Below are 26287 nucleotides of genomic sequence, written 5' to 3'. Positions count from 1 at the left end.
GCCCCGTCGTGCAGGTCCCGCTCGATGCGCCGCAGGTCGGCCGCGGCCGTGTCGACCACGACCCCCCGGTCCGACTCCAGCTCGGCGATCCGCCGCTCCAGCTCGTCGGAGGGCGACAACAGCGCCCGCACCATGGCCCGGTCGGCGTTGGACAGCCCCCGTGCGATGAACGGCAGCACCGGCCACAGCACGAACAGCGAAACCAGCGTGACGGTGAAGGTGAGCACGCCCCACGGCAGCCGGATGAACTCATACAGCACCGTGCGCCAGCCCACCGGGTCCTTCAGCTGCATCCACAGCCGCTGGAAGAAGCCGCCCCCGCCGCGCAGCCGCAGCCGGCTCGGCTCCTCGATCCGCACCCCGAGCAGCGCCCGGGCCCGCGCCCGCTCCATCCTGCCCAACTGCCGCGCACCCACGAGTCCGGCCGCGAGCAGCGGGAACCCGACCACCGTGACGGTCAGCCCGAAACCGATGGACATCATCGTCACGACGTAGGTGAAACCGAGCAGCGCGACCGGCAGGTTGGCCAGCAGGTGCGCGATCTCTTTCCAGGTGTGCCGGTCATAGGCGAGCCGGGCGGGCGGCGGACGGTCGTCCGGCCCGGCGGCCCCCCGGGCCGCCGTCGTCCCCGGGGACGTGATGCGTTGGGTCATATGCGTTAGCGTGCCCGGCGGCGGACGACGGCGCCATGAGGTGGGCCGCCAGGATCAACTGAGGAAAACCCCACCCTCGCGTGCAGGGCCGGTGACGGGCTGCTTACCCTGCCTTTATCAGGGCCTAGACTCCCGTGCGTACAGATCGTCGAACGGCGGCGTCCCCGTGAGCCGCAGCATCGTCGCAGGATCCAGGTCCGAGTTTCAGGGAGCGAGGGACGGACGTGCCGGAACCGACCGTCGTCACCACGACCGTCGTCGCGGCTGACTACTTCCAGTCCTACTCGGTCGTCGGACTGCTCGCCGTCGTCGGTGTGCTGTTCGTCGCCGTCGCCTTCGGGGCCGGACGCCTGCTGCGGCCCGTGGTCCCCACCCCCGAGAAGCTCCTGACGTACGAGTGCGGCGTCGACCCGGTCGGCGAGGGCTGGGCCCACACCCAGGTCCGCTACTACGTCTACGCCTTCCTCTACGTGATCTTCGCCGTCGACTCGATCTTCCTGTTCCCCTGGGCGACCGTCTTCGCCGCCCCCGGCTACGGCGCGACGACCCTGGTCGAGATGTTCATCTTCCTCGGCTTCCTGGCCGTCGGCCTGCTCTACGCATACAAGAAGGGCGTCCTGACATGGACGTGAACCCCTCGGCGCCCGAGCCCGTCCTGCTGCCCGAGCCCAAGCGGCTGGGCGCCCTGGCCCGCCTCGCGCCCGAGCCGATGAAGGTCGTCCTCAACTGGGGCCGCCGCTACTCGCTCTGGGTCTTCAACTTCGGCCTCGCCTGCTGCGCGATCGAGTTCATCGCCGCGTCGATGGCCCGCCACGACTTCATCCGCCTCGGCGTCATCCCGTTCGCCCCGGGCCCGCGCCAGGCCGACCTGATGGTGGTCTCCGGCACCGTCACGGACAAGATGGCCCCGGCCGTGAAGCGCCTCTACGAACAGATGCCGGAACCGAAGTACGTCATCTCCTTCGGCGCGTGCAGCAACTGCGGCGGCCCCTACTGGGACTCGTACTCCGTCACCAAGGGCGTCGACCAGATCATTCCGGTGGACGTCTACGTGCCTGGCTGCCCGCCGCGCCCCGAGGCACTGCTCCAGGGCATCCTCAAGCTTCAGGAGAAGATCGCCCGCGAGTCGCTGGGGGAGCGGTACGGCAGCGGCGCCGGCCGGCCTTCCGCGGCGGCACTGCAGAGCGGACTGGTGCAGCCGCCGGCCCCGGAGTCGACCTCGGGGGAGGGGCGATGACCGCCGTCGGCTGGCTGCCCGCCACCGCCGAGGAGCTCTTCGGCCCCGACGCCACGGCCGAGGAGTCCTACGAGGTCCTGACCGTCGACGTACCCCCGGCCGCCTGGATCACCGCCCTGGAGACCGCCCGGGACCGCCTCGGCTGCACCTACTTCGACTGGCTGAGCGCGGTCGACGAACCGGGCACGGGGTTCCGCGTCTCGGCCCACGTCGCGGCCCTGTCACCGCTGCGGCGCCTCCTCCTGCGTACGACGGTCCCGCACGAGGCCCCCGCTCTGCCCTCCGCCGTCGGCGTCTACGCGGGTGCCGCCTGGCACGAACGCGAGACGTACGAAATGTTCGGCATCACCTTCGAAGGCCACCCGGCGCTGGACCACCTGCTCCTGCCGGAGAACTTCGAGGGCCACCCCCTGCGCAAGGACTTCGTCCTGGCCGCCCGCGTCGCCAAGGCCTGGCCCGGCGCGAAGGAACCGGGCGAGTCGGAACACGGCGGCCCCAAGCGCCGCCAGATGCTCCCGCCCGGCGTCCCCGATCCCAACGAATGGGGCCCCCTCAAGGGGCAGCTCCCCCCGGCCCCCGCCCGCCCGGCCCGCGGCGCGGCACGTGCGGCCGGCGCGGCGGGCGAACGCCCCGCCCGAGGCGCGGCCCGCCCCGCGGGAGAACGTCCGGTACGGCGGACCCGCTCGGCTTCGGAGGGCTCGGCAAGCCAGTCCGGTGCGTCCGGTGCGGGGGAGGGGACCTCGGCTGCCGGGCCGGGTGCTGCGGGTGCTGGTACGGAGACGCCGGCTGTTGGTGCGGGGACGCCGGCTGTCGGAGCGGAGGCTCCAGGCGCTGGTGCGGAGGCACCGGCCGCGGCACGGCGCTCGCGTACGGCGGCGGAGGGTTCCGCGAGTCAGTCCGCCGGTGGTGCGGAGGCTCCGGCCGCGGCACGGCGCTCGCGTACGGCGGCGGAGGGTTCCGCGAGTCAGTCCGCCGGTGGTGCGGAGGCTCCGGCCGCGGCACGGCGCTCGCGTACGGCGGCGGAGGGTTCCGCGAGTCAGTCCGCCGGTGGTGCGGAGGCTCCGGCCGCGGCACGGCGCTCGCGTACGGCGGCGGAGGGTTCCGCGAGTCAGTCCGCCGGTGGTGCGGAGGCTCCGGCCGCGGCACGGCGCTCGCGTACGGCGGCGGAGGGTTCCGCGAGTCAGTCCGCCGGTGGTGCGGAGGCTCCGGCCGCGGCACGGCGCTCGCGTACGGCGGCGGAGGGTTCCGCGAGTCAGTCCGCCGGTGGTGCGGAGGCTCCGGCCGCGGCACGGCGCTCGCGTACGGCGGCGGAGGGTTCCGCGAGTCAGTCCGCCGGTGGTGCGGAGGCTCCGGCCGCGGCACGGCGCTCGCGTACGGCGGCGGAGGGATCGGCGAGCCGGACCCCGCCCGACGAGCCGACCGCTCCGGCCCCGACGGGACCACGGCGCAACCGCTCGGCGTCGCAGGGCTCGGCGTCGCAGGGCTCGGTGTCGCAAGGGGCGGCGCAGCAGCAGCCCGGCGGCGACCGGACCTCCGAGCCCCCGACGCCCGGGGCATCGGCTCCGTCGCCGGGACCGCGCCGGTCGCGCAGCGCGTCGGAGGGCAGTGCGAGCCAGCAGACCCGGTCCGACCGTGGCGCCAGCCGGCCGGGCAGGGCTTCCACCACCCCCCACAGCTCGGACGCCCCCTGGCACCACGCCCGTCCGGCCTTCGGCGAACCGGCTCCCGAACGGTCGCCGGAGGCAGCGCAGTTGCCGGATCCAGAACCGTCGAACGGGGCACAGCCCTCCGACCCCGCGGACACCCCGGAGCCCTCGGACGACTCGAAGGCGGCCTCGGACGTTCCCGACAGCCCGGACACGGACACCTCCGACAGCCCAGACATCCCCGAGGACCCCGCAGGAGGCCCGCGGTGAACGACGTGCTCGACGTCGCCCTGCGACTCCTGATCGTCTTCGTCGTCTTCCTCACCTTCCCCCTGGTCATCGGCCAGACCGAACACAAGGTGATGGCCCACATGCAGGGACGCCTCGGCCCCATGTACGCCGGCGGCTTCCACGGCTGGGCCCAGCTGATCGCCGACGGCGTGAAGTTCGCGCAGAAGGAGGACGTCGTCCCCGCGGGCGCCGACCGCCGCATCTTCCAACTGGCCCCCGCCGTCGCCCTTCTGCCCTACCTCCTCGTCCTGCTCGCCATCCCCATCGGCCCCGGCGAGGGAGCCGTCGGCCAGGTCGTCGACGCGGGTGTCTTCTTCGTCCTGGCCGTCATGGGCGTCGGCGTCCTCGGCTCGCTCATGGCCGGCTGGGCGTCCGCGAACAAGTTCTCCCTGCTCGGAGGCCTGCGCACCGCCGCCCAGCTCCTCGCCTACGAACTCCCGATGCTGCTGACCGCGGCCTCCGTGGCGATGGCGGCCGGCACCGTGTCCCTCCCCGGCATCCTCGACGCCTTCGAGTGGTGGTGGCTGCCCTGGCAGATCGTCGGCGCCATCGTCTTCTTCGTGGCCGGTCTCGCCGAACTCCAGCGCCCGCCCTTCGACATGCCGGTCGCCGACTCGGAGATCATCTTCGGTGCCTACACCGAGTACACCGGCCTACGCTTCGCGCTCTTCCTCCTCGCCGAGTACGCCGGAATCGTCGTCCTGTGCGGACTCACCACCGTCCTCTTCCTGGGCGGCTGGCACGGCCCCTGGGGCGCCGAGGGCCTCGGCTGGGTCTGGACCCTGCTGAAGACCGCGGTCCTCGCCTTCCTCGTGATCTGGCTGCGCGTCACCTATCCCCGGCTGCGCGAGGACCAGCTCCAGAAGCTCTCCTGGACCCTCCTCGTCCCCCTCTCCCTCGCCCAGATCGCCCTCACCGGCGTCGTCAAGGTGGTGATCCAGTAACCATGGCCGAGTCGCTCCCGCCCACCCGGTCCCGCTTCCCGGGCTCCGGGCTCGCCAAAGGCCTGGCCGTCACCCTGCGCACGATGACGAAGAAGTCCGTCACCGCGCAGTACCCGGACGCCCAGCCCGACCTCCCGCCCCGCACCCGCGGTGTGATCGGCCTGTTCGAGGAGAACTGCACGGTCTGCATGCTGTGCGCCCGCGAGTGCCCCGACTGGTGCATCTACATCGACTCCCACAAGGAGACGGTCCCGGCGGCGACCCCGGGCGGCCGCGAGCGCAGCCGCAACGTCCTCGACCGCTTCGCCATCGACTTCTCCCTGTGCATGTACTGCGGTATCTGCATCGAGGTCTGTCCTTTCGACGCGCTGTTCTGGTCCCCCGAGTTCGAGTACGCCGAGACCGACATCCGCGAGCTCACGCACGAGCGGGACAAGCTCCGCGAGTGGATGTGGACCGTCCCGGCCCCGCCGGCCCTCGACCCCGGCGCGGAGGAACCGAAGGAACTGGTCACCGCCCGCAAGACCGCCGACAAGCTGGCCGCCCAGCAGGCACCGCCGGTCACCGAACCGCACGCCGACGAGCAGGCCCGCGCAGCCGAACAGCCCACCCGCCCCGAGGGCGACTCCCAACAGCAGACCGACCAGCCCGAGCCGGGGCAGGAGGGCTCGGAATGACCCTCGCCGCAACCGCCGCCCACCTCGCGACCGGCCCGGCCACCGGGGCCGCCAGCGGAACCCACGGCTTCCTCTCCCCGACCGGCGTCGAGATCGCCTTCCTCCTCGTCGGCCTGGTCACCCTCGGCGCCGCGCTCGTCACCGTCACCACCCGGCAGCTGGTGCACGCCGCCCTGTGGCTGGTGGTGACCCTCGGCGGCCTCGCCGTCGAGTACCTCCTGCTCACCGCCGAGTTCATCGCCTGGGTGCAGGTCCTCATCTACGTCGGTTCCGTGGTCGTCCTCCTCCTGTTCGGACTGATGCTCACCAGGGCCCCCATCGGCCGCTCCCCGGACGCCGACTCGGGCAACCGCTGGGCCGCCCTCACCGTGGCCGTCGCCGCCGCGGCCGCCCTGGTCTGGGTCGTCGTGGACGCGTTCCGCACCACCTGGATCGACCTGGACGGCCCCGCCGCCGGCTCCACCGAGGCCACCGGCGCGAGCCTCTTCCAGAACTGGGTCCTCCCCTTCGAGGCTCTCTCCGTCCTCCTCCTCGCCGCCCTGGTCGGGGCGATCGTCCTGTCCCGCAAGGCGAAGGCCGACGCCGCCACCCCGGCCGGCCAGGACACCGGGCGTGACACGGAAGGGGCCCGCTGATGCACCTCGCCTATCCCGCCGTGCTCTCCGCCCTCCTCTTCTGCACGGGCCTGTACGGCGTCCTCGCCCGCCGCAACGCGATCCTGGTCCTGATGTCGGTCGAGCTGATGCTCAACGCCGTCAACCTCAACCTGGTCGCCTTCGACGTCTGGCTCAGCAGGACCGCCGAGGAGACCCTGCACTCCGGACAGGCCCTGACCCTGTTCACCATCGCCATCGCCGCCGCCGAGATCGGCATCGGCCTGGCGATCGTCCTCGCAGTCCACCGCAACCGCGGCACCGCGGACATCGACAGGCTCCGCGACACCTCTGAACGGCACGACCCCGACGGCACCGACCACGACGCCCGCGCGGCCGAGCCGTCCGACGGGGCCCAGAAGGCTGAGGCCACCGCGTGACCACGACCACCCTCGCCGTCCTCGTCCCCCTCCTTCCGTTCCTCGGTGCCGTCGCCGGGCTGCTCCTGGGCCGCACGGCACCCGGCTTCGTCCGCCCGCTCGCCGTCCTGCCGACCCTCACCTCCCTCGTACTCGCCGCGCTCGTCGCCGTACGCCAGGGCGGCGACGCGGCCGTCGACCCGGCCACGGAACTCACCCCCACCGGCTCGGTCCCGATCGAGCTCGCCCTGCACATCGACGGCTTCGCCGCCCTCGTCGCCGTTCTGGTCGGCCTGGTCGCCTCCTGCGTGCAGATCTACTCGACGGGTTATCTGCGCGACGACCCGCGCTACCCCTCCTACGCCGCCCTGGTCTCTCTCTTCACCTCCGCGATGCTCCTCGTCGTCTACTCGGGCGACCTGATCGTGCTGCTGGTCGGCTGGGAGGTCATGGGCATCTGCTCCTACTTCCTGGTCGGCCACTACTGGGAGACCCCGGAGGCCCGCGCCGCCTCCCTCAAGGCCTTCCTGGTGACCAAGCTCGGCGACGTCCCCTTCCTGATCGGCCTGTTCGCCCTGGCCACCGACGCCGGATCGTTCCGCGTCATGCGGATCCTCGGCACCGTCGCCGGCGGTGGGCTCGACCACCCGACGCTGATCGCCCTGCTCCTCCTCGCGGGCGTGGCGGGCAAGTCGGCGCAGTTCCCGCTGCACACCTGGCTCCCCGACGCGATGGCGGGCCCCACACCGGTCTCCGCGCTGATCCACGCCGCGACGATGGTCGCCGCCGGTGTCTACTTCATCGCCCGGCTCCTCCCGGTCTTCGAGGCCTCCCGGGCCGCGATGGTCGTCCTCGCCGTCATGGCCGCCGTCACGATGGCCGGCTCGGCGCTCGCCGCGCTCGCCCAGGACGACATCAAGCGCGTCCTGGCCTATTCGACGATCGGCCAGCTCGGCTACATGACGGGCGCCCTCGCCGTCGGCGACCGCGGGGCCGCCGTCTTCCACCTCCTGTCCCACGGCGCCTTCAAGGCGCTGCTGTTCCTCGCGGCGGGCGTGATCATCCACGCCGCCGGCACCAACTCGCTCGCCGCCATGTCCCGCATGCGGAACCTGCGCGACCGCATCCCGGACGCGTACTGGACGATGACGGTGGCGCTGCTCGCGCTCGCCGCGATTCCGCCGTTCAGCGGCTTCTTCTCCAAGGAGGCCGTCCTCGGTGTGGCCGAGCACGTCGTCACCGGCCACACCGAGCACGCCCCCGCCGCGGCGGGCTGGATCGTCCTCGTCGCCGGCCTGCTCACGGCCGTGCTCACCGCCGCCTACGCCATGCGCCTGTGGCTGCTGGCCTTCCGGGGCCGGGGCACCGAAGCCCCCGACCACGGCAGGCAGCCACTGACGATGACCGTCGTGCTGTGGGTGCTGGCCGTGCCGTCGCTGGCCCTCGGCGCATTCGCCTTCCGCCTGCTGCCCGACTGGTTCGACGGCCGGGACCTCAGCCCGACCCTGACCACCTCCGTGCTCGGCACGGGCGTGGCCCTGGTCGGCGGCATCGTCACCTACGCGGCCTGGCGGCACACCACCGCGCTCACCGCCCGCGTCCCGCTCGGCGCGGTCGCGGCCCACCCCGAGGGCGACGCCGCCCGGGTCGAGGCCGAGGCCATCGCCAGCCACGAGCCGGCCTACGGCGACATCGCCTACGCGCCCGACCCCGCCGACCCCGGACGGCTGCTGCTCGGCCCCCTGCACCGGCACGCGGCCGCGGGCTTCCACCTGGACGCCGTGTACACGACCCTCTTCGTCCGCCCGGTCCAAGCCGGAGCGAGCCTCGTCCGGTTCCTCGACCGGGAGGTCGTCGAGACCTATGTGCGGGGCGCGGGTGCGCTGCCGCGCTGGCTCGGCACCGCCGTACGGCGCGCCCAGACCGGCAACGTCCAGACCTATGTGAGCGCGCTGCTCGCCGGCACCGTCGTCCTCGCGGTCGCCGTCGTCCTCGTCGCCACGGGAGCGTGAGCAGGCGTGATCGATATCAGCGAGTCCGTGATGCAGTTCCTTCTGGCGTTCATCGTCGTCGGCCCGCTCCTCGGCGCCGCCGCGGCCCTCCTGCCGGCCCCTCCTGGGCTGAAGGGGAAGTCACCCGAGCAGGCCGTGCTCCGGCACGGGGTCACCGTGACCGGCGCGGTCCTCATCGCGGCGATCGTCCTCGCGCTCGGCTTCGACCACGACCAGCCGTCGAAGATGCAGGCCAGTACTGACATCAGCTGGATCCCCGCACTCGACGTACGCATCCACCTCGGCATCGACGGCATCTCCCTCCCCCTTCTGGTCCTGACCGCGCTGCTGACCTTCCTCTGCGCGCTCTACTCGTACTTCAAGATGCCTGCGGGGCCGACTCCCAAGGCCTTCGTCGCCCTGCTGCTCGTCCTCGAATCCGGCACCCTCGCGACCTTCGCCGTCCTCGACCTGCTGCTGTTCTTCCTGGCCTTCGAGATGGTCCTCATCCCGATGTACTTCCTGATCGCCCGCTGGGGCGGCGAGGGCCGGAGCCAGGCCGCCTGGCGGTTCATCCTCTACACGCTGCTCGGCTCCGTGGTCATGCTGCTCGGCCTGCTCCTGATCGGGATCAAGGCGGGCACGTTCGACATGATGGCACTCGCCACTGACAACGGCCGGTCGCTGACCGCATCCGTGCAGGTCATCGCCGTTCTGGCGATCGGGATCGGGCTCGCGGTGAAGACGCCGATGTGGCCGCTGCACAGCTGGCTGCCCGACGCCCACACCGCAGCGCCGACCGTCGGCTCGGTCCTCCTGGCCGGCGTCCTGCTGAAGATGGGTACCTACGGGTTCGTCCGGATCCTGCTCCCCATCGCGCCGGACGGGTTCCGCACCTTCGCGCCCTACCTCGCCGCCCTCGCCGTCGTGGGCATCATCTACGGATCCCTCGCCTGCCTGGCCCTCGCCAAACAGGGCGCGAAGGGCGACCTCAAGCGCCTCATCGCCTACTCCTCCGTCGGCCACATGGGCTTCGTGCTGCTCGGCATCTCGACGATGACCCCGACCGGAGTGAACGGCGCCCTCTTCGCCAACATCGCCCACGGTCTCATCACCGGCCTGCTGTTCTTCCTGGTCGGCGCGCTCAAGGACCGCACCGGCACCACCGACCTCGACACCCTCGCCGAGGAAACCGGCGCCGCCCTCTACGGCAAGGCCCCGCGCCTCGGCGGCCTGCTCGCCTTCGCCGCCGTCGCCTCGCTCGGCCTGCCGGGCCTGGCCGGATTCTGGGGCGAGATGCTGGCCCTGTTCGGCGCGTTCCAGCCCGCCGCGGGCCTCAACCGCGCAGCCTTCCTCACCTTCATGGCGATCGGCGCGTTCGGCACGCTGCTGACGGCCGCGTACCTGCTGATCGTGGTCCGCCGCGTCTGCATGGGCGCCCTGCCCCACGACGCACCCGGGCTCACCGACGTCCGCTCGTACGAGTTCGCGGCGTGGACGCCGCTCGTCGTTCTCACCGTCGTCGCGGGCCTGTGGCCCAAGGCTCTCCTCGGCCTGAGCGACCCGGCCGTCCAGCAGCTCCTCGCAGGAGGCACCCGATGAGCTCCCCGGCCCAGCCCCTGGCCGCCTCGCTGGTCCAGTCCGTCGACTGGCTCGCGATCGCGCCCCCCACCATCGCGGCGGTCGCCGCACTCGTCGTCCTGGTCGCCGACCTGTTCCTTCCCGAGCACCGCAAGTCCCTGCTCGGCTGGACGTCGGTGGCGGGCCTGGCCGCCGCGACGGCGATGCTGCTGCCCCTGCTGGACGGCGACCGCAGCACCTTCTGCCTGACCGGCGACGCCGCCGTGTGCAGCTACACGGCCGACCGCTTCACCCTGGTCATCCAGTTCCTGGTCCTCGGCGGCGCCCTGCTCTCCGCGCTCCTGTCGGTCACCGCCCTGAGGGACGCCCGCAAGGAGCTGCCCGAAGGGGAGTACTGGTTCCTGCTGCTGTCCTCCGCGGCCGGGGCCGCCCTCCTGCCCGCCTCCCGCGACCTCGCGACCCTGATCGTCGCCCTGGAGGTCGCCTCCCTGCCCGCCTTCGCGCTGGTCGGCCTGCGGTACGGCGACCGGAAGTCCTCCGAAGCGGCCCTGAAGTTCTTCCTGTCCTCGGTCACCGCGACCGCGGTCAGCCTCATGGGCATCAGCTTCGTGTACGCCACCACGGGCACCCTCTACCTGACCCAGGTCGCCGACCGTATCCAGGACGTCGACGGGCAGTTCCAGACGCTCGCCCAGACCGGCGTCGTACTCACCCTCGTCGGCTTCGCCTTCAAGACGGCCGCCGTGCCCTTCCACTTCTGGGTGCCCGACACCTATGTGGGAGCGCCCCTGCCGATCGCGGCGTACCTGTCGGTCATCGGCAAGGCGGTCGGCTTCAGCGGCCTGATCCTGGTCACGGTCGTGGCCCTGCCGTCCTACGCCGACGTCTGGGGCCCCGCCCTGGCGGCCCTCGCCGCGCTGACCATGACCGTGGGCAACGTCGGAGCCCTCCGCCAGCAGGCCACGCGCGCGTACAGCGCGGTACGCCTCCTCGCCTGGTCCTCCGTCGGCCAGGCCGGCTACCTCCTGGTCCCGATCGCCGCCGCCGCGTACTCCGGGGACGCCGAGAAGTCGATCGGCTCCACTGTCGCCTACGCCTTGATGTACGGCGCCGTGAACCTGGGCGCCTTCGCCGTGGCCGCCCTCGTCGGCCGGACCAAGTCCCTCAACCGCGTCGCCGACTACCGCGGCCTGTACGCCTCCAGCCCCCTGTCCGCGCTGCTCCTGGGGTTCTTCCTGCTCTGCCTCGCCGGGCTGCCGCCGGGCATCATCGGCCTCTTCGCCAAGGTCACCGTCTTCTCGGCGGCCGTCGACGCCGGCCTCGGCTGGCTGGCCGTGATCATGGCTGTCAACGTCGTCATCGCGCTGTTCTACTACCTCCAGTGGACGGCCCTGCTCTTCCGCGCCCCCGAAGGGGAGCCCGAGAAGCACCGCGTCCCCGGCCCGGTCACCGCCGCGATCGCCCTGACCGGCGTCCTCGGCATCGCCCTGTCCGGCGCACCCCAGCTGGTCCTGCGCTTCACCGACACCGGGCTCTTCTGAACGAGCCCGTCTTCCCCGAGAACCGGCCGCTTACACACCGCGCGCGTGGGGCACTCGATCCCACGCGTGCGTGCCGCGGCCGGTTGCCGTCACCCGGACGGTCCGCCCACGCCGCCGCGCGCACCAGGGAACTTGAGCCTCCCGCCTGGCGTTGACCAGTACGGGAAGGTCCACTGGACGTGAGGACGCGGCACCAGTGGCACCGCAGATTCGACAAGCAAGGGTCCCCCTGCCGCACCACTTGGAGGGCGCACCGTGCACCGCCGGCACAACGGGCTCAGGACAGCGATCCTCCTGGGTGGACTGTCCGCACTCATCATCGTCATCGGCAGCTTCTTCGGCCGCATGGGGCTCGTCATCGCCGTCCTGGTAGCGCTGGCCACCAACGCGTACGCCTACTGGAACAGCGACAAACTGGCCCTGCGCGCGATGCGTGCCCGCCCGGTGAGCGAGTTCGAGGCGCCGGCGCTCTACCGCATGGTCCGCGAGCTCTCCACCCAGGCTCGCCAGCCCATGCCGCGCCTGTACATCTCCCCGACGGAGGCCCCCAACGCCTTCGCCACGGGCCGCAACCCACGCAACGCCGCCGTGTGCTGCACCGACGGCATCCTCCGCCTGCTGGACGAACGCGAGCTGCGCGGCGTCATCGGACACGAGCTGAGCCACGTCTACAACCGCGACATCCTCATCTCGTCGGTCGCGGGCGCCCTGGCCTCCGTCATCATGTTCCTGGTCAACTTCGCCTGGCTGATCCCCATCGGGCGCTCGGACGACGATGACGGCCCCGGGTTGCTCGGCATGCTGCTGATCATGATCCTGGGCCCGCTCGCAGCCTCGCTCATCCAACTGGCCATCAGCCGCTCCCGGGAGTACCAGGCGGATGCCTCCGGCGCCCAGCTCACCGGTGACCCGCTCGCCCTGGCCAGCGCCCTGCGCAAGCTCGAAATCGGCACGAAGCAGCTCCCGCTGCCGCCCGAGCCGCGCATCGAGACCGCCAGCCACATGATGATCGCGAACCCGTTCCGGCCCGGGCAGGGCCTCTCGAAGATGTTCTCCACACATCCGCCGATGGCGGAACGCATCGCCCGGCTCGAGAAGATGGCAGGTGGGAACCAATGAGGACCGTACTCAACGTCATATGGCTCGTGCTGAGCGGCTTCTGGCTGTTCCTCGCCTACATGCTCGCGGGCCTGCTCCTCTGCATCACCGTCATCGGCATCCCGTTCGGCATCGCGGCCTTCCGCATCGGCGTCTACGCCCTGTGGCCCTTCGGGTACACGACGGTCGAGCGCCACGACGCCGGCGCACCGTCCTGCGTGGGCAACGTGCTCTGGCTCGTCCTCGCGGGCTGGTGGCTCACCCTCGGCCACATCGCCACCGGCATCGCCCTGTGCGTGACGATCATCGGCATCCCGCTGGGCATCGCCAACTTCAAGCTCATCCCGGTCTCGTTGCTCCCGCTCGGCCGCGACATCGTGCGGACGAACGAGCCGTTCGCGGTGCGCTGACGCGAGGGAGCCTCTCCTCCCGCGCTGTCCACAGGCCCGTGGTTGTCCACAGGTCCGCCCGGCTGTCGGCGGCGGTCTGCATGATGAACCCATGACCGCGATCGAGCAGTTGCCGACCCGAGTGATGGCCGAGCCCTGCAACTCCCGCTTGCGGGCCCGACCGTCGCGTTCGGGCCCCGGCCCTGTCGCGCCCGTGAGAAGCGGCGAGAGACCTGAGCCGAGAGGTCCCGACAGCTCCGAGCCGAGATGCTCACGCAGGCCACGGGCCAAGGCATGGACGGCGGCGTGGTGGTGGTTGGGGAGCCGGTAACGGGCTCTATTTCCTCGCTGTCCCGCCCTCCACCCGCCGCCGCACCGCGTACGCAACCGCCCCCGCCACCAGCACCCCCGCGCCCACGACCACCGACACCCCGGGCAGCGAGAAAGCCAGCACCACACACCCGGCCAGCCCCACCGCCGGCACCATCCGCGCCGCCGGCGCCGAAGACAGCGTCCACGCCGACGCGTTGGCCACGGCGTAGTACGCCAGCACACCGAAGGAGGAGAAGCCGATCGCGCCGCGGACATCCACCGTGGCGGCCAGAACCGCGACCACCGCACCCACGGCCAGCTCCGCCCGGTGCGGCACCTGGAAACGCGGATGCACCGCGGCCAGCACCCCCGGCAGATGCCGGTCCCGGGCCATGGCCAGCGTCGTTCGTGACACCCCCAGGATCAGTGCCAGCAGCGAGCCCATCGCGGCCACCGCAGCACCGATCCGCACCACCGGCACGAGCCAGGGCGCTCCCGCCGCCCGCACCGCGTCGGCCAGCGGCGCCGTCGCGTCTCCGAGCCTGCCCGGCCCGAGCACCGAAAGGACTGCCACAGCCACACACGCGTACACCACCAGCGTGATGCCCAGCGCCAGCGGGATCGCGCGCGGAATGGTGCGCGCCGGATCCCGCACCTCCTCGCCGAGGGTGGCGATCCGGGCGTACCCGGCGAAGGCGAAGAACAGCAGACCGGCCGCCTGCAGCACGCCGTCCGCACCACCCGAGGCTCCGATGTCCAGCCGCCCCGCGTCGGCCTCACCGGAGACCAGACAGACGACCACCACGAAAGCCAGGACAGCCAGAACCAGCGCCACGATCACCCGCGTCAGCCACGCGGACTTCTGGACACCGCCGTAGTTCACCGCGGTCAGCGCCACCACGGCCCCGACCGCCACCGCGTGCGCCTGCCCCGGCCAGACGTACGTGCCCACGGTGAGCGCCATCGCCGCACAGGAGGCCGTCTTCCCGACCACGAACGACCAGCCCGCGAGATACCCCCAGAACTCCCCGAGCCGCTCCCGGCCGTACACGTAGGTGCCGCCCGAGGCGGGATACAGGGCGGCGAGGCGAGCCGACGACATGGCGTTGCAGTACGCGACGACGGCGGCGACGGCGAGCCCGATGAGCAGCCCGGTTCCGGCCGCGTGCGCGGCCGGCGCGAGGGCGGCGAAGATCCCGGCCCCCACCATCGAGCCGAGTCCGATGACGATGGCGTCACCCACGCCGAGGGTGCGGCGCAGGCCGGGTGCGGAGGCTGTCATGCGTCGCACCCTACTGATCAGTGCAACCAGCGGGTGCAGCCTGTACGTCCTCCCCACCAACAGGGCGTGAAGGAGCGCGGCGAGGAGGCCGCGCGCGGAACGCCCGACGTACGACGCACGGGCACGGCCTGCCGGGAGCAGGATCACAGGGCCGGGACAGTGCGGGCACAGCGTGAAAGGGCAGGTTCACGGCATGACCATCATCAGCTGGATCATCCTCGGGCTGTTGGCCGGAGCCATCGCGAAGTTCCTGCTGCCGGGGCGTGACCCGGGTGGCCTCATCGGCACGACCCTGATCGGCGTCGCGGGCGCGTTCATCGGCGGCTGGATATCCGCCCGCTGGATGGACCACCCGATCACCAAGGACTTCTACGACGGTGCGACCTGGGCGGCGGCCATCGGCGGATCGCTCGTCCTGCTGATCGCCTACCGCCTGCTGTTCGGCAACTCGCGGGACTGACCGCGCCCACCGACGGCCGACCGGCCGACCGGCCGACCGGCCGGCAGCCGGCAGCCGAGGCGATGGCGGCAGGTGGGCGACACATGGGCGGCCGCTGGCAGCCGGCGACGAGCCCGATAGCGGCAGCGGGCGGGACCGACGGCGGAGGCGGGCAGGCGGGGCGAGAAGGGCGGGCACCGGTGGTACCCACCCCTCCCCGTATCCGTACGGGCGGGAGCCCGGGGACCGGACCTACCGGTAGTTCACGAACTGGATCGCGAAGTCGAAGTCCTTGCCCTTCAGCAGGGTGATGACGGCCTGCAGATCGTCACGGCTCTTGGAGCTGACCCGCAGCTCCTCGCCCTGCACCTGCGCCTTCACGCCCTTGGGGCCCTCGTCGCGGATGGTCTTCGCCACCTTCTTGGCGTTCTCCTGGGAGATCCCCTCCTTGATCGAAGAGAAGATCTTGTACTCCTTGCCGGAGAGCTGGGGCTCGCCCGCGTCCAGAGCCTTCAGCGAGATGCCCCGCTTGATCAGCTTGGACTGGAAGACGTCGAGGATGGCCTTCACCCGGTCCTCGGAGTTCGCCTCCATGAGGATCTGCTCGCCGGACCACGAGATCGAGGCACCCACGCCCTTGAAGTCGTAGCGCTGCGAGATCTCCTTGGCGGCCTGGTTGAGTGCGTTGTCGACCTCCTGCCGCTCGACCTTCGAGACGATGTCGAAACTGGAGTCGGCCATGTCCTGTGGCTCCTTGTATCGGGGTGCGTATCGTGCGTACCGGCGTATGCGGGCGGTCGCAGGGCCCGTTCAGGTCCCGGGCCGCATCCGGACAAGCCTAGCCACCCCCGGCCCTCCGGGCGCCGATCAATCGAGTGGCGGAGCACCCCTCCACATCAGGTATTGTTTACGTCGTTGCCACGGAGCGCCGCGGAAGAGCGGCTCACCAGGCAGCAACCCCGGCGGTGTGCCCGAGCGGCCAAAGGGAGCAGACTGTAAATCTGCCGGCTCAGCCTTCCCAGGTTCGAATCCTGGCGCCGCCACACTGGGGAAGACCCCCTCTCACCTGCGGAGACGCAGCTGAGAGGGGGTTTTTCATTGTCTCCATGCGTGTCCCCCGGGATGCCCCCGCCTCCCGGTCGTCCCCCGCCGGGCGCCCCCGAGGGGGTGAGCATGATCACTCCACCTCGCGGCCATCACGTGGCACGTACGGACCTCCACCCACGAGCCCACCGCGAGCCCACCCGAGTAAGCACGCCAACGACTGCTCACCGATGGGTGGTTCACACCTACTGCGGGGAGCTCGTCGAGGGGCATGAACTCGTCAGATACGCTGCCGCCTCTTGTAACGGCATTCTCCTGATGAGGTGTGAAGGAAAACAGGCAGACGAACCGTCGCGGTGGCCACGCTCGTGGGGGCGTTGGGGCTCTCGGTGCTGAACGCGCCGGCGGCTCAGGCGGCGGACACCGGCATCACCGTGTCGGGCATCGTCATCAACAAGGGCAAGCCGATCGTCGTCGGTACGACGCACACGGTGGAGCCGCCCATCAGTTTCAACATCGCGTTGCCTTCGGGGTACAGCACCTCCGACCCCTCCCGCTACGACGCTTATCCCTTCCTCTACCGCGGCACCATCAAGACGGCGGCCGACACGGGAGAGAACTTCATCGAGCCGGGCGGTTACACCTGCTACGAGACCGACTCCAAGCACGCTCGCTGCGAGGGCAACCTCTACATCGACCCGCACCCTGGCCAGGAGCACGTCGACTCCAACAGCGACGCCACGACCTGGAAGGCCGGCGTCTCGCTGCGGCTGTGGAAGGCCGACGGCGGCCTCAAGGCCGGGGAACTGGAGACGCGGTCCGCGACCGCCCAGCTCAAGCGTGCGGCCAAGGTCGCCACCAACGCCTCGCCGGAGCCGGTCACCAAGGGCAAGCCGATCACCGTCACGGGCAAGCTGACCCGGGCGAACTGGAGTACGAAGAAGTACGACGCCTACAGCGGCCGTACAGTCAGCCTCCAGTTCCGCGCCAAGGGCACCGACACCTACAAGACGGTCAAGAAGGCCACCACCAGCAGCACGGGGGTCTGAAGACCACGGTCACGGCCTCGGTCGACGGCTACTACCGCTGGGTGTACTACGGCAATTCCACGACCGGCGCGGCCACCGGCGCGGCCGACTACGTCGACGTGAGCTGACGGCGATCTCCCGGTTCCGCCGGTTCTGCCGGTTCTGCTGGTGCTGCTGACTCAGGCGGCTGCCGAGATGGCCCGGAACGGCAGTCCGCCGAAGGTCGTCGTTTGGCCGGTGTGGGGGGTACCGCCGTGGCGCACCCCCACACCCGATGAACCGACTAACGGACCGCGTCTCCGTCCCGCCGTGGCTGAGCTCGATTCGTGCTCAGCCACGCCGGTGTTCAAGAGCGTGAGCTGTACCGCTCGGGGCGGGTAGCCGGCCGCGATGACCGCGTACGCGCCGGTGTCCAGGTCGGAGAAGGCGTATGCCCCGTCGGCGCCGGTGCGTGTCGTGGCAGCCGCGTTGCCCGCCGCATCCATCGAGTCACCAGCAACCTGATGGAGGTGCGCGCACGGCGAGCGCGGCACACTGGCCCCATGTCCTCCCGTCGCAGAGTCTGCCCCGAGTGCCGTCGCGAGATCGCCGTCGTCGCCGGGCGGTACGCGCGCCACGACCCGCCCGGTGCCCGTGAGCACGGCGAACTCACCTCGTGCCCGGGCTCCCGCCGTCAGGCCCGCCCGGGCCCCGAGCAACCGTCCCTGGACGGCTACACGGTCCCGGACTTCCCCGGCCAACTGCCCCTGTTCTAGGCCCCGACCGCACGGCCGGCAGCGAACCTCAGTTCCCCGCCACCGACTTCACCGCCACCGAGACCGGCACCGATCCGCTGATGAGTTCCAGAGTGAGCCCGGCCGTCGCCGGGGTGTCCACCAGCTCGGCCAGCACGGCGGCCACGTCGTCGCGCGGGATCGGGCCGCGGCCGGTGCCGGCCTCCAGACGGACCAGACCGGTACCGGCGTCGTCGGTGAGCTGTCCGGGGCGCAGGATCGTCCAGTCCAGGGCGTCCAGCCCGCGCACGTATGCGTCCGCCTCGCCCTTGGCACGCAGGTAGACGTCGAAGATCTCGTCGCCCTCGTGGTGCGGATCGGCACCCATGGACGACACGATCACGAAGCGCCGTACGCCCGCCTGCACCGCCGCGTCCGCGAAGAGGACCGCCGCGGCCTTGTCCACCGTGTCCTTGCGGGTCGCCCCGCTGCCCGGGCCGGCGCCCGCCGCGAAGACCGCGGCGTCGGCGCCCCTCAGCCGCTCCGCGACCTCGTCCACGGACGCCGACTCCAGGTCGAGCACGACCGGTTCGGCACCGGCCTGCCGCAGGTCGTCCGCCTGCTCGGCCTTCCGGATGATTCCCGCCACCTCGTCCCCGCGCGCGGCGAGCAGCCGCTCCAGCCGCAGCGCGATCTGACCATGACCACCAGCGATGACAATGCGCATGCCTTCGACCGTACGCCTCGACAGCACCGTCCGCCGCACGGCCTGGGCCACGCCGACCGGGCTCGCGGAACACCCCACCCCAGGACTTACGGCACCTCATCACGCACCACCGACCCGCCCCAGCCGCGGCAGGCCCAACGCACCTCACCGGCCTCGCACCAGCAGGCCCCACGGCACCTCTCCGGCCCCTGCAACAACCGCAGCTCCAACGGCACCTCTCCGGCCCCTGCACCCGCAGGCCCTACGGCACCTCCCCCCGCCCCTGCCGCGGCAGCCCCAGCTCGACCGAAGCCGCCGAGCTGCAGTACTCCCGTACCGCGCTGGTCCGCGCCACCACGCGCCCCTGGTGCACGACGATCCGGCTGTACGCCAGGGACAGCACCCCGGCCAGCCGGTCCCCGCGCACCGCGAGCAACTCGGCCGGGAAACCCGCCTCCACCCGCACCTCGGGCAATCCCAGCACCGCGCGCGCCGACGAGCTCACCGCGTCGTACGCCTCCTCGGGCGGCAGCCCGTAGCGCGAGGCCAGCAGGAAGGCCGCCTCCAGCGGGTCACCGCGCCCCACCGGATTGGACACGTCCCGCAGCGCCCCGCTCCCGGCGGCCACCCGCACCCCGGCCGCGCGCAACAGCCGTACAGGGGCCGCCCCGCGCCGGTCGACCCCGCCGCAGCCGCCCTGCGGCAGGCACACCACCGCCACCCCGGCCGCCGCGAGCTGGTCGGCCGTCCGCGAGGCCACCTCGGAGGGCAGCCGGCCGAGATCGCCGCAGGGGCTGAGGGACACCCCGGGGCGCAGCCCGCCCGCCATGGCCGCCAGCCGGGCCAGCCGCGCCGGATCCCCGGCGTCCGTGTGCAGGTCGACGGGGCAGCCGTGCTCCGAGGCCATCTCCAGGACCGCCTCCACGTACCCGGTCGGGTCGGGGTCGAGGTCCGGCCGGCCGCCCACTACCGAGGCGCCCATCTTCACCGCGTCCCGCAGCATCGCGAGCCCGTCCGCACCGGCCACCCCGGTCAGCACCCGGGGCACCGCCACCGTCGTCAGCTCCGCCAGCCCACGCAGCGCGCGCCGCGCCTGCAACACGGCACCGAGCGCGCCCAGGCCCTGGACGTCCCCCACACGCACGTGTGCCCGCAGCGCCGTCGCCCCGTGCCCGAGCTGGAGCAGTGCGGCCTCCGTCGCCCGGCGCTGCACGTCCTGCGGCTCGTACGAGACCGGCCCCCCGGTGTCCGCCGACAGGGCCGTGTCGGCGTGGGCGTGCGGCTCGGCGGGAGCCGGCAGCAGCAGGTAGCCCCTGAGGTCCACGCGTGTCCCGCACGCGCGCGTGCCGCCCGCCCCCAGGCTGCCGGCCGTGCCGACCGCCTCGATACGCCCGCCGCCCAGCCGTACGTCCACGGTCCTGCCGTCGGTGAGCCGCGCCCCGCACAGCAGCAGCGACGACGGGTCGGCCGGACCCGGCGAGGACGACGGGGGCGGGGGTGGCTGCGGCCGGCTGTCGGGCATCGCACTCCAGGGGCTCGTGCTGACACGGGAGGACGCATGATCACGCAGAGTGAGACGAGCCTAGGACGGCCCCCCGCCCACGGCGGGGAGGAGCGCAATAGTCGTACCGGCGTGGTCCGCTCACGGAACGGGAGGGGTCCACGGGGCCGCCGGGAGGACGGTCCGGGCGCCCGGGGCGAGTGCCTCGAAACGGATTTGGGCGAACGGCGGCGGAGCGTGTAATGTCTTCATCGCTCGCCCCAATAGCTCAGTCGGCAGAGCGTCTCCATGGTAAGGAGAAGGTCAACGGTTCGATTCCGTTTTGGGGCTCTGGTGTGACTGGCTCCCGTCGCAAGACGGGGTCCGGACCACATCAAAGCGGTGTAGCTCAGTCGGTAGAGCAAGCGGCTCATAATCGCTGTGTCACCGGTTCAAGTCCGGTCACCGCTACTGACAGTAGCCGATTGCGGGGTCGGTCCTTCGATCGGCTACTCTTCTTGCGTTAAATGCCCATCCGTTCGTCTTAGGAGCACTCACGTGGCTGCCACCGACGTCCGCCCGAAGATCACGCTGGCCTGCGTGGAGTGCAAGGAGCGGAACTACATCACCAAGAAGAACCGGCGTAACAACCCGGATCGTCTGGAGATGAAGAAGCACTGCCCGCGTTGCAACGCGCACACCGCGCACCGCGAAACGCGATAAATCAGGCTCGTACGCGAGGCCGTTCCCGAGTGATCGGGGGCGGCCTCGCGTCGTTGAGGGACCCGTACCGGTCAGTAGAGCTACCAGGAGGTGCCGAGCCATGGCGCTCGACCAGTCCTTCGTGGGGCGGACGTACCCGCCCACCGCGCCGTACGAGGTGGGCCGGGAGAAGATCCGTGAGTTCGCCGAGGCGGTCGGGGACGCCAACCCGGCGTACACGGACGCGGAAGCCGCCAAGGCACTCGGGCACCCCGATGTGATCGCCCCTCCGACCTTCGTCTTCGCGATCACCTTCAAGGCCGCCGGCCAGGTCGTCCAGGACCCGCAGCTCGGCCTGGACTACAGCCGCGTGGTGCACGGCGACCAGAAGTTCGCCTACCGCCGCCCGGTCCGGGCCGGCGACCGGCTCTCGGTCACCTCGACCATCGAGGCCGTCAAGTCCCTCGCGGGCAACGACATCGTGGACATCCGCGGTGAGGTGCACGACGAGGCGGGCGAGCACGTCGTGACCGCCTGGACCAAGCTCGTGGCCCGCGCGGCCGAGGAGGCGTGAGCGACCCCATGACCGCGAAGATCTCCTACTCCGACGTCGAGGTCGGCACCGAACTGCCCGCGCAGACCTTCCCCGTGACCCGCGACACCCTCGTCCGGTACGCGGGCGCCTCCGGCGACTTCAACCCGATCCACTGGAACGAGAAGTTCGCCAAGGAGGTCGGCCTGCCGGACGTCATCGCGCACGGCATGTTCACCATGGCCGAGGCGATCCGTGTGGTCACCGACTGGACCGGCGACCCGGGCGCGGTGGTCGAGTACGGCGTCCGCTTCACCAAGCCGGTCGTCGTGCCGAACGACGACCAGGGTGCCGTGATCGAGGTCGCCGGCAAGGTCGCCGCCAAGCTCGACGACAACACGGTCCGCGTGGACCTGACCGCGACCAGCGCCGGGCAGAAGGTGCTGGGCATGTCGCGGGCGGTCGTGCGACTGGCCTGAGACAGCAGCGACACGACGTAAGGGGCGTCCTCCATTGCGGGGCGCCCCTTACGTGTGTCTCGGGCACGCCATCGCTTGACGTAGTTAGTGATTGAGTACTAACTTTTCAGGCATGGCAAGGATGAGTGCGGAAGAGCGACGCGAGAGCGTCATCCGGGCCGCGACGACCGAGTTCGCCCGCGGTGGCTACCACGGCACCTCGACCGAGGCGATCGCCCGTCGGGTCGGTGTGTCGCAGCCGTACCTCTTCCGGCTCTTCCCCGGCAAGAAGGCGATCTTCCTGGCGGCGGCGGAGCGCTGCGTGGAAGACACCATCCGCACGTTCGCGGAGGCCTCCGAGGGGCTCGAGGGTGAAGAGGCCCTGCATGCCATGGGGGAGGCGTACACCAAGGTCATCGAGGAGCGTCCCGAGCGGCTCATGATGCAGATGCAGATGTACGTCGCCGTGAAGGCCGCCGAGGAGGAGGGTGACCATGAGTTCGGCGAGTCGGTGCGGGCCGGCTGGATGCGCCTGTGGGACACCGTCCACCTCCCGCTGGGGGCCGACGCCGGTGAGACCACGATGTTCATGGCGTACGGAATGCTCATCAACTGCCTGACGGCCATGGGATTCCCGCCCGGGCACCGCGTCTGGGAGGGCATGTACCCCTCGGCGCGCCGCAAGGCCCAGCCGGAAGGCTGACAGGGAAGGGTGGGGGGCGGGGCATTCTCATGATCACGGAAGTTAGTAATCAATAACTAATCGATCACGGCACACACTCCATGGGGGAGCGATGTCACAGCAGACCGCACGTCCCGGGGGAGCCGCCTGGGCCCTCGTCATCACCAGCGTCGCCGGATTCATGGCGGCCCTCGACAACCTCGTCGTCACCACCGCCCTGCCCTCCATCCGGGAGGACCTCGGCGGCGGGCTGCACGACCTGGAATGGACGGTGAGTGCCTACACGCTCACCTTCGCCGTCCTGCTGATGTTCGGCGCGGCTCTCGGCGACCGTTTCGGCCGCCGACGGCTGTTCATCGCCGGGCTCGCCGTCTTCACCGGAGCCTCCGCCGCCGCGGCCATGGCGCCCGGCATCGACTCCCTCATCGCCGCCCGCGCGGTCCAGGGCGCCGGCGCCGCGGTGATGATGCCGCTGACGCTGACCCTGCTGACCGCCGCCGTGCCCGTCGCCAAGCGCGGGATGGCGTACGGCATCTGGGGCGCCGTCAACGGACTCGCCGTCGCCTCCGGACCGCTCGTCGGCGGCACCCTCACCGAGCACATCTCCTGGCAGTGGATCTTCTGGCTGAACGTCCCGCTGGGGCTGGCCCTGCTGCCGCTCGCCCGCCTCCGCCTCGCCGAGTCCCACGGCACCGGAGCGCCGCTCGACGTCCCCGGCACCCTGCTCGCCAGCGGCGGCCTGTTCGGCATCGTCTACGGGCTGGTGCGCGGCCCCGCCGACGGCTGGACCTCCGCCCTCGTCCTGACCGGGCTGTTCGCGGGCGGAGCGCTGCTCGTCGGCTTCATCCTCTACAGCACGCGCGCCAAGAACCCCATGCTGCCGATGCGGCTGTTCCGCTCCCGGGCGTTCTCCGGCATCAACGCGGCGAGCCTGCTGATGTTCCTCGGCATGTTCGGCTCGATCTTCCTGCTCAGCCAGTACATGCAGGGCGTCCTCGGCTACTCGCCCACCGAGGCGGGCCTGAGGATGCTGCCCTGGACCGGTATGCCGATGCTGGTCGCCCCGATCGCCGGCATCCTGGCCGACCGCATCGGCGGCCGCCCGGTCGTCGCCGCGGGCCTCTTCCTGCAGGCGCTGGGCCTCGGCTACATGGCGGTGGTGGCCACGGCCGACGCCTCCTACCTGTCCCAGCTGCCCGCCCTGATCATCAGCGGCGTCGGCATGGCGCTGTTCTTCGCCCCCGCATCGCACCTGGTCATGTCCAGCGTGCGGCCCTCGGAGCAGGGCATCGCCTCCGGCGCCAACAACGCCCTGCGCGAGGTGGGCGGGGCGCTCGGCATCGCCGTCATGGGGTCGATCTTCGCGGCCCAGGGCGGCTACGAGACCGGCCAGACCTTCGTCGACGGCATGCGGCCGGCCCTGGTGACGGGCTCCGCGGTGGTCGCCGTCGCGGGCATCGCCGCCCTGCTCATACCGACCCGGCGGAGCACGGAACGGCAGGCGCAGCCGGACGAACCGGCGCCGGTGCTGGAGAAGGCCGCCCACTGACCCCGAAGGACCCGAACAAGGAGAAGCGGCCATGCCCACTCTTCCCTGGACCGTCCCGAACACCCCGCCCCGCGACACCGAGGTGCACGTCTTCGCCTCGCGCTTCGAGACCCGCACGCTCTGGGGAGCCCTGAGGTTCCTCGCCGGAACGCCCGCCGTCTGGCGGCAGGTCCGCCGGAGCCCCGGCGCCTACGGAGCCACCCTGAGGGCGAAGCCCTTCAAACGGACCTTCTGGACCTTGTCGGCCTGGGAGTCCAAGGACGCGCTGCACGCCTTCGTCCGCGCGGGCGCCCACGGCCACTCCTCCCGGGGCCTCGCCCCGCAGATGAAGGACTCGGCCTTCACCACCTGGCAGGTGAGCAGCGACAACCTCCCGCTCTCCTGGTCCGAGGCGCTCCGCCGTCTGCCCTGAGAGGCACCACGCACGCGTGCGGCCCCCTTTCCCCGGCGAAAGGGGGCCGCACCCACACGTGCCCGGAGCCGTCAGTGCCGTCTCGTACTCTTGAGCCCGTGCAGGAACTCCACGACGCCCCCCTCGCCCCGCTGACGACCTTCCGGCTGGGCGGTCCCGCGACCCGGCTGGTCACCGCGACGACGGACGACGAGGTGATCGCCGCCGTCCGCGAAGCCGACGAGGCGGGCACCCCGCTGCTGCTCATCGGCGGCGGCTCGAACCTGGTCATCGGCGACAAGGGCTTCGAGGGCACCGCCCTCGTCATCGCTACGAAGGGCTTCTGCCTCGACGGCACCGGCCTGGAGCTCGCGGCCGGCGAGATCTGGACCGACGCGGTCGCCCGCACGGTCGAGGCGGGTCTGGCCGGCATCGAGTGCCTGGCCGGCATCCCCGGCTCGGCGGGCGCGACCCCCATCCAGAACGTCGGGGCGTACGGCCAGGAGGTCTCCTCGACGATCACCGAGGTCGTCGCCTACGACCGCAGCTCCGGCGAGACGGTCACCCTCGCCAACGAGGACTGCGCCTTCTCCTACCGCCACAGCCGCTTCAAGTCCGACCCCGAGCGCTACGTGGTCCTGCGCGTCCGCTTCGCCCTGGAGGACGCCGAGGGCCTCTCCGCCCCCCTCCGGTACGCCGAGACGGCCCGGGCCCTCGGAGTGGAGCCCGGCGACCGCGTCCCGCTGACGCAGGCCCGGGAGACGGTGCTCAAGCTGCGCGCCGGCAAGGGCATGGTCCTGGACCCCGAGGACCACGACACCTGGTCGGCGGGCTCCTTCTTCACCAACCCGATCCTCACGGACACGGACTTCGCGGCGTTCCGCGCCCGCGTGCATGAGCGGCTCGGCGTCGGGGTGGAGCCCCCGGCGTACCCGGCGGGTGAGGGCCGCACCAAGACCTCCGCGGCCTGGCTGATCGACAAGGCGGGCTTCACGAAGGGGTACGGCGACGGTCCGGCCCGCATCTCCACGAAGCACACGCTGGCGCTCACGAACCGGGGGAGCGCGACGACGGAAGACCTCCTCGCCCTGGCCCGCGAGGTCGTGGCAGGAGTCCGTGACGCCTTCGGAATCACCCTGGTCAACGAGCCGGTCACGGTGGGCGTCAGCCTCTAGTAGGCGAGACCCACGCCCTGCTTCACGGTGGCCGCGTCGCCGACCATCGCCAGCATCGCGTGCGCGACGTCGGCACGTCCCAGGGAGCGGGCCCTGGGCGGAGTCCCCCCGACGGCCACCCGGTACATCCCGCTGACCGGCCGGTTCAGCAGTCTCGGGGGCCGTACCACCGTCCAGTCGGTGGCACTGCGGGCGATCCCCGCCTCCATCGCGCGCAGGTCGGCGTAGACGTCCTGGTAGATCCGCGAGACGACGGCGCGCGCCACCCGGTCGAGCGCCGCGTCGCCCTCGGGCACGGGCCCGATCGGGGCGGCGCTGATCGCCAGCAGCCGCCGCACGCCCTCCGCCTCCATGGCGTCCAGCACCGTCCGGGTCAGCCGGGTCGCGTCTCCGGCGTGCTTACGGCTGCGGGCCCCGAGGCCCGACAACACGGCGTCCCGCCCGGTCACGGCAGGGCGCAACGCCTCGGCGTCGGTCAGGTCCGCCCGGCACACCTCCAGGCCGGCGCCGGTCACGGTCAGCCGGGCCGGGTCCCGGACGACCGCCGTGACCTGGTGGCCCGCCGTCAGCGCCTGCCGCACGATTTCCCGCCCGACGCCGCCGGTGGCACCGAACACAGTCAGCTTCATGAGGTACGTCCCCTGCCGGATAGGTTGGTGGGTGTTCACTCACCTCTGGTCTTCTCCGTAGGGTGAGTGAGTACTCACCCACCCGTCAAGCCATTAAGGATCCGC

General features: G+C 71.5%; 26 protein-coding genes, 3 tRNA genes and 2 pseudogenes. 25 read left to right on the top strand and 6 right to left on the bottom strand.

Going from position 1 to position 26287, the window contains the following annotated elements; translation table 11 throughout:
* Nucleotides 1-653: pseudogene (gene abrC1 / locus GTY56_RS17830) on the bottom strand (sensor histidine kinase AbrC1); the annotation flags it as partial.
* Nucleotides 654-877: 224 nt separating this feature from the next.
* Here abrC1 and GTY56_RS17825 point away from each other — a divergent pair.
* The 12 genes from GTY56_RS17825 to GTY56_RS17770 all read left to right on the top strand — a co-directional run bounded on the left by GTY56_RS17825 (nucleotide 878) and on the right by GTY56_RS17770 (nucleotide 13081).
* Nucleotides 878-1285 (top strand): NADH-quinone oxidoreductase subunit A, encoded by a 408-nt coding sequence (locus tag GTY56_RS17825; protein WP_031116983.1) that lies wholly within the window; start codon nucleotides 878-880, stop codon nucleotides 1283-1285.
* Nucleotides 1276-1890: an NADH-quinone oxidoreductase subunit B gene (locus tag GTY56_RS17820; protein WP_161366356.1), complete on the top strand. Its 615-nt coding sequence runs from the start codon at nucleotides 1276-1278 to the stop codon at nucleotides 1888-1890. Before GTY56_RS17825 ends, GTY56_RS17820 begins: the two co-directional genes overlap by 10 nt.
* On the top strand, nucleotides 1887-3806 hold the full coding sequence (locus GTY56_RS40620) for an NADH-quinone oxidoreductase subunit C (RefSeq protein WP_237524905.1): 1920 nt from the start codon (nucleotides 1887-1889) through the stop codon (nucleotides 3804-3806). Before GTY56_RS17820 ends, GTY56_RS40620 begins: the two co-directional genes overlap by 4 nt.
* Nucleotides 3803-4771, top strand: coding sequence for an NADH-quinone oxidoreductase subunit H (locus GTY56_RS17810; RefSeq protein ID WP_161366355.1), 969 nt, complete (start codon nucleotides 3803-3805; stop codon nucleotides 4769-4771). The genes GTY56_RS40620 and GTY56_RS17810 overlap by 4 nt, the downstream gene beginning before the upstream one ends.
* Before the next feature lie 2 nt (nucleotides 4772-4773).
* Nucleotides 4774-5448, top strand: coding sequence for a NuoI/complex I 23 kDa subunit family protein (locus tag GTY56_RS17805; protein ID WP_161366354.1), 675 nt, complete (start codon nucleotides 4774-4776; stop codon nucleotides 5446-5448).
* Nucleotides 5445-6083 carry an NADH-quinone oxidoreductase subunit J family protein gene (locus tag GTY56_RS17800; protein WP_161366353.1) on the top strand — a complete coding sequence of 213 codons (639 nt, stop codon included), beginning with the start codon at nucleotides 5445-5447 and terminating at the stop codon, nucleotides 6081-6083. Before GTY56_RS17805 ends, GTY56_RS17800 begins: the two co-directional genes overlap by 4 nt.
* Nucleotides 6083-6481 (top strand): NADH-quinone oxidoreductase subunit NuoK, encoded by a 399-nt coding sequence (nuoK, locus tag GTY56_RS17795; RefSeq protein WP_161366352.1) that lies wholly within the window; start codon nucleotides 6083-6085, stop codon nucleotides 6479-6481. Before GTY56_RS17800 ends, nuoK begins: the two co-directional genes overlap by 1 nt.
* Nucleotides 6478-8472 (top strand): NADH-quinone oxidoreductase subunit L, encoded by a 1995-nt coding sequence (locus GTY56_RS17790; protein WP_161366351.1) that lies wholly within the window; start codon nucleotides 6478-6480, stop codon nucleotides 8470-8472. Before nuoK ends, GTY56_RS17790 begins: the two co-directional genes overlap by 4 nt.
* A 6-nt stretch (nucleotides 8473-8478) precedes the next feature.
* Complete coding sequence (locus tag GTY56_RS17785; RefSeq protein ID WP_161366350.1) at nucleotides 8479-10053, top strand: NADH-quinone oxidoreductase subunit M; 1575 nt, start codon at nucleotides 8479-8481, stop codon at nucleotides 10051-10053.
* Nucleotides 10050-11573: an NADH-quinone oxidoreductase subunit N gene (locus GTY56_RS17780; RefSeq protein WP_161366349.1), complete on the top strand. Its 1524-nt coding sequence runs from the start codon at nucleotides 10050-10052 to the stop codon at nucleotides 11571-11573. Before GTY56_RS17785 ends, GTY56_RS17780 begins: the two co-directional genes overlap by 4 nt.
* A 255-nt stretch (nucleotides 11574-11828) precedes the next feature.
* A complete protein-coding gene (gene htpX / locus GTY56_RS17775) occupies nucleotides 11829-12692 on the top strand; it encodes a zinc metalloprotease HtpX (RefSeq protein WP_161366348.1) in 864 nt (287 codons plus the stop codon).
* Entirely contained in the window at nucleotides 12689-13081 is a 393-nt protein-coding gene (locus GTY56_RS17770; protein ID WP_161366347.1) for a YccF domain-containing protein, read from the top strand. The genes htpX and GTY56_RS17770 overlap by 4 nt, the downstream gene beginning before the upstream one ends.
* A gap of 316 nt (nucleotides 13082-13397) precedes the next feature.
* Here the strand turns inward: GTY56_RS17770 and GTY56_RS17765 are convergent, their stop codons facing one another.
* Complete coding sequence (locus GTY56_RS17765) at nucleotides 13398-14654, bottom strand: APC family permease (protein WP_161366346.1); 1257 nt, start codon at nucleotides 14652-14654, stop codon at nucleotides 13398-13400.
* A gap of 193 nt (nucleotides 14655-14847) precedes the next feature.
* Between GTY56_RS17765 and GTY56_RS17760 the strand changes: the two genes are divergently transcribed.
* Nucleotides 14848-15114 carry a GlsB/YeaQ/YmgE family stress response membrane protein gene (locus GTY56_RS17760; RefSeq protein ID WP_053674488.1) on the top strand — a complete coding sequence of 89 codons (267 nt, stop codon included), beginning with the start codon at nucleotides 14848-14850 and terminating at the stop codon, nucleotides 15112-15114.
* A gap of 231 nt (nucleotides 15115-15345) precedes the next feature.
* On the opposite strand, the gene GTY56_RS17755 is transcribed toward GTY56_RS17760, so the two are convergent.
* Nucleotides 15346-15834 carry a YajQ family cyclic di-GMP-binding protein gene (locus tag GTY56_RS17755; protein ID WP_102910742.1) on the bottom strand — a complete coding sequence of 163 codons (489 nt, stop codon included), beginning with the start codon at nucleotides 15832-15834 and terminating at the stop codon, nucleotides 15346-15348.
* 220 nt (nucleotides 15835-16054) lie between these two features.
* On the opposite strand from GTY56_RS17755, the gene GTY56_RS17750 reads away from it, so the two are divergent.
* From GTY56_RS17750 to GTY56_RS17740, 3 genes and pseudogenes are all read left to right on the top strand, one after another.
* A tRNA-Tyr gene (locus GTY56_RS17750) sits at nucleotides 16055-16136 on the top strand.
* Between the two features lie 357 nt (nucleotides 16137-16493).
* A pseudogene (locus GTY56_RS17745) lies at nucleotides 16494-17293 on the top strand (hypothetical protein).
* Between the two features lie 414 nt (nucleotides 17294-17707).
* Nucleotides 17708-17920 (top strand): hypothetical protein, encoded by a 213-nt coding sequence (locus GTY56_RS17740; RefSeq protein ID WP_030839769.1) that lies wholly within the window; start codon nucleotides 17708-17710, stop codon nucleotides 17918-17920.
* A gap of 28 nt (nucleotides 17921-17948) precedes the next feature.
* Here GTY56_RS17740 and GTY56_RS17735 read toward each other — a convergent pair whose 3' ends face one another.
* Both GTY56_RS17735 and GTY56_RS17730 read right to left on the bottom strand, forming a co-directional pair.
* Nucleotides 17949-18605 (bottom strand): NAD(P)H-binding protein, encoded by a 657-nt coding sequence (locus GTY56_RS17735; RefSeq protein WP_161366345.1) that lies wholly within the window; start codon nucleotides 18603-18605, stop codon nucleotides 17949-17951.
* Nucleotides 18606-18846: 241 nt separating this feature from the next.
* Nucleotides 18847-20106, bottom strand: coding sequence for an amidohydrolase family protein (locus GTY56_RS17730; RefSeq protein ID WP_161366344.1), 1260 nt, complete (start codon nucleotides 20104-20106; stop codon nucleotides 18847-18849).
* A 236-nt stretch (nucleotides 20107-20342) separates the two neighbouring features.
* Between GTY56_RS17730 and GTY56_RS17725 the strand changes: the two genes are divergently transcribed.
* From GTY56_RS17725 to GTY56_RS17685, 9 genes are all read left to right on the top strand, one after another.
* Nucleotides 20343-20415 (top strand) — tRNA-Thr (locus GTY56_RS17725).
* Between the two features lie 47 nt (nucleotides 20416-20462).
* Nucleotides 20463-20535: transfer RNA gene (locus GTY56_RS17720), tRNA-Met, on the top strand.
* Nucleotides 20536-20622: 87 nt separating this feature from the next.
* A complete protein-coding gene (rpmG, locus tag GTY56_RS40615; protein WP_003948671.1) occupies nucleotides 20623-20787 on the top strand; it encodes a 50S ribosomal protein L33 in 165 nt (54 codons plus the stop codon).
* Between the two features lie 100 nt (nucleotides 20788-20887).
* The gene (locus tag GTY56_RS17710; RefSeq protein ID WP_161366343.1) at nucleotides 20888-21340 is read left to right on the top strand and encodes a MaoC family dehydratase N-terminal domain-containing protein; all 453 of its coding nucleotides are present in this window, start codon (nucleotides 20888-20890) and stop codon (nucleotides 21338-21340) included.
* Between the two features lie 8 nt (nucleotides 21341-21348).
* Nucleotides 21349-21777 carry a MaoC family dehydratase gene (locus tag GTY56_RS17705; protein WP_161366358.1) on the top strand — a complete coding sequence of 143 codons (429 nt, stop codon included), beginning with the start codon at nucleotides 21349-21351 and terminating at the stop codon, nucleotides 21775-21777.
* A 112-nt stretch (nucleotides 21778-21889) separates the two neighbouring features.
* The gene (locus GTY56_RS17700) at nucleotides 21890-22459 is read left to right on the top strand and encodes a TetR/AcrR family transcriptional regulator (RefSeq protein WP_202510351.1); all 570 of its coding nucleotides are present in this window, start codon (nucleotides 21890-21892) and stop codon (nucleotides 22457-22459) included.
* Between the two features lie 91 nt (nucleotides 22460-22550).
* On the top strand, nucleotides 22551-23987 hold the full coding sequence (locus tag GTY56_RS17695) for an MFS transporter (RefSeq protein ID WP_161366342.1): 1437 nt from the start codon (nucleotides 22551-22553) through the stop codon (nucleotides 23985-23987).
* A 31-nt stretch (nucleotides 23988-24018) separates the two neighbouring features.
* Nucleotides 24019-24399 carry a DUF3291 domain-containing protein gene (locus GTY56_RS17690; RefSeq protein ID WP_161366341.1) on the top strand — a complete coding sequence of 127 codons (381 nt, stop codon included), beginning with the start codon at nucleotides 24019-24021 and terminating at the stop codon, nucleotides 24397-24399.
* Between the two features lie 98 nt (nucleotides 24400-24497).
* Nucleotides 24498-25553: a UDP-N-acetylmuramate dehydrogenase gene (locus GTY56_RS17685; protein WP_161366340.1), complete on the top strand. Its 1056-nt coding sequence runs from the start codon at nucleotides 24498-24500 to the stop codon at nucleotides 25551-25553.
* Here GTY56_RS17685 and GTY56_RS17680 read toward each other — a convergent pair.
* A complete protein-coding gene (locus tag GTY56_RS17680) occupies nucleotides 25550-26182 on the bottom strand; it encodes an NAD(P)-dependent oxidoreductase (protein WP_161366339.1) in 633 nt (210 codons plus the stop codon). The two genes, GTY56_RS17685 and GTY56_RS17680, sit on opposite strands and share 4 nt — an antisense overlap.
* Nucleotides 26183-26287: the final 105 nt, after the last annotated feature.

The organism is Streptomyces sp. SID5643 (genome assembly GCF_009872555.1).
Lineage (GTDB): Bacteria > Actinomycetota > Actinomycetes > Streptomycetales > Streptomycetaceae > Streptomyces > Streptomyces iakyrus.
Note: the sequence above shows the minus strand (reverse complement) of the source record. Positions and strands in the feature narration are given on the sequence as shown.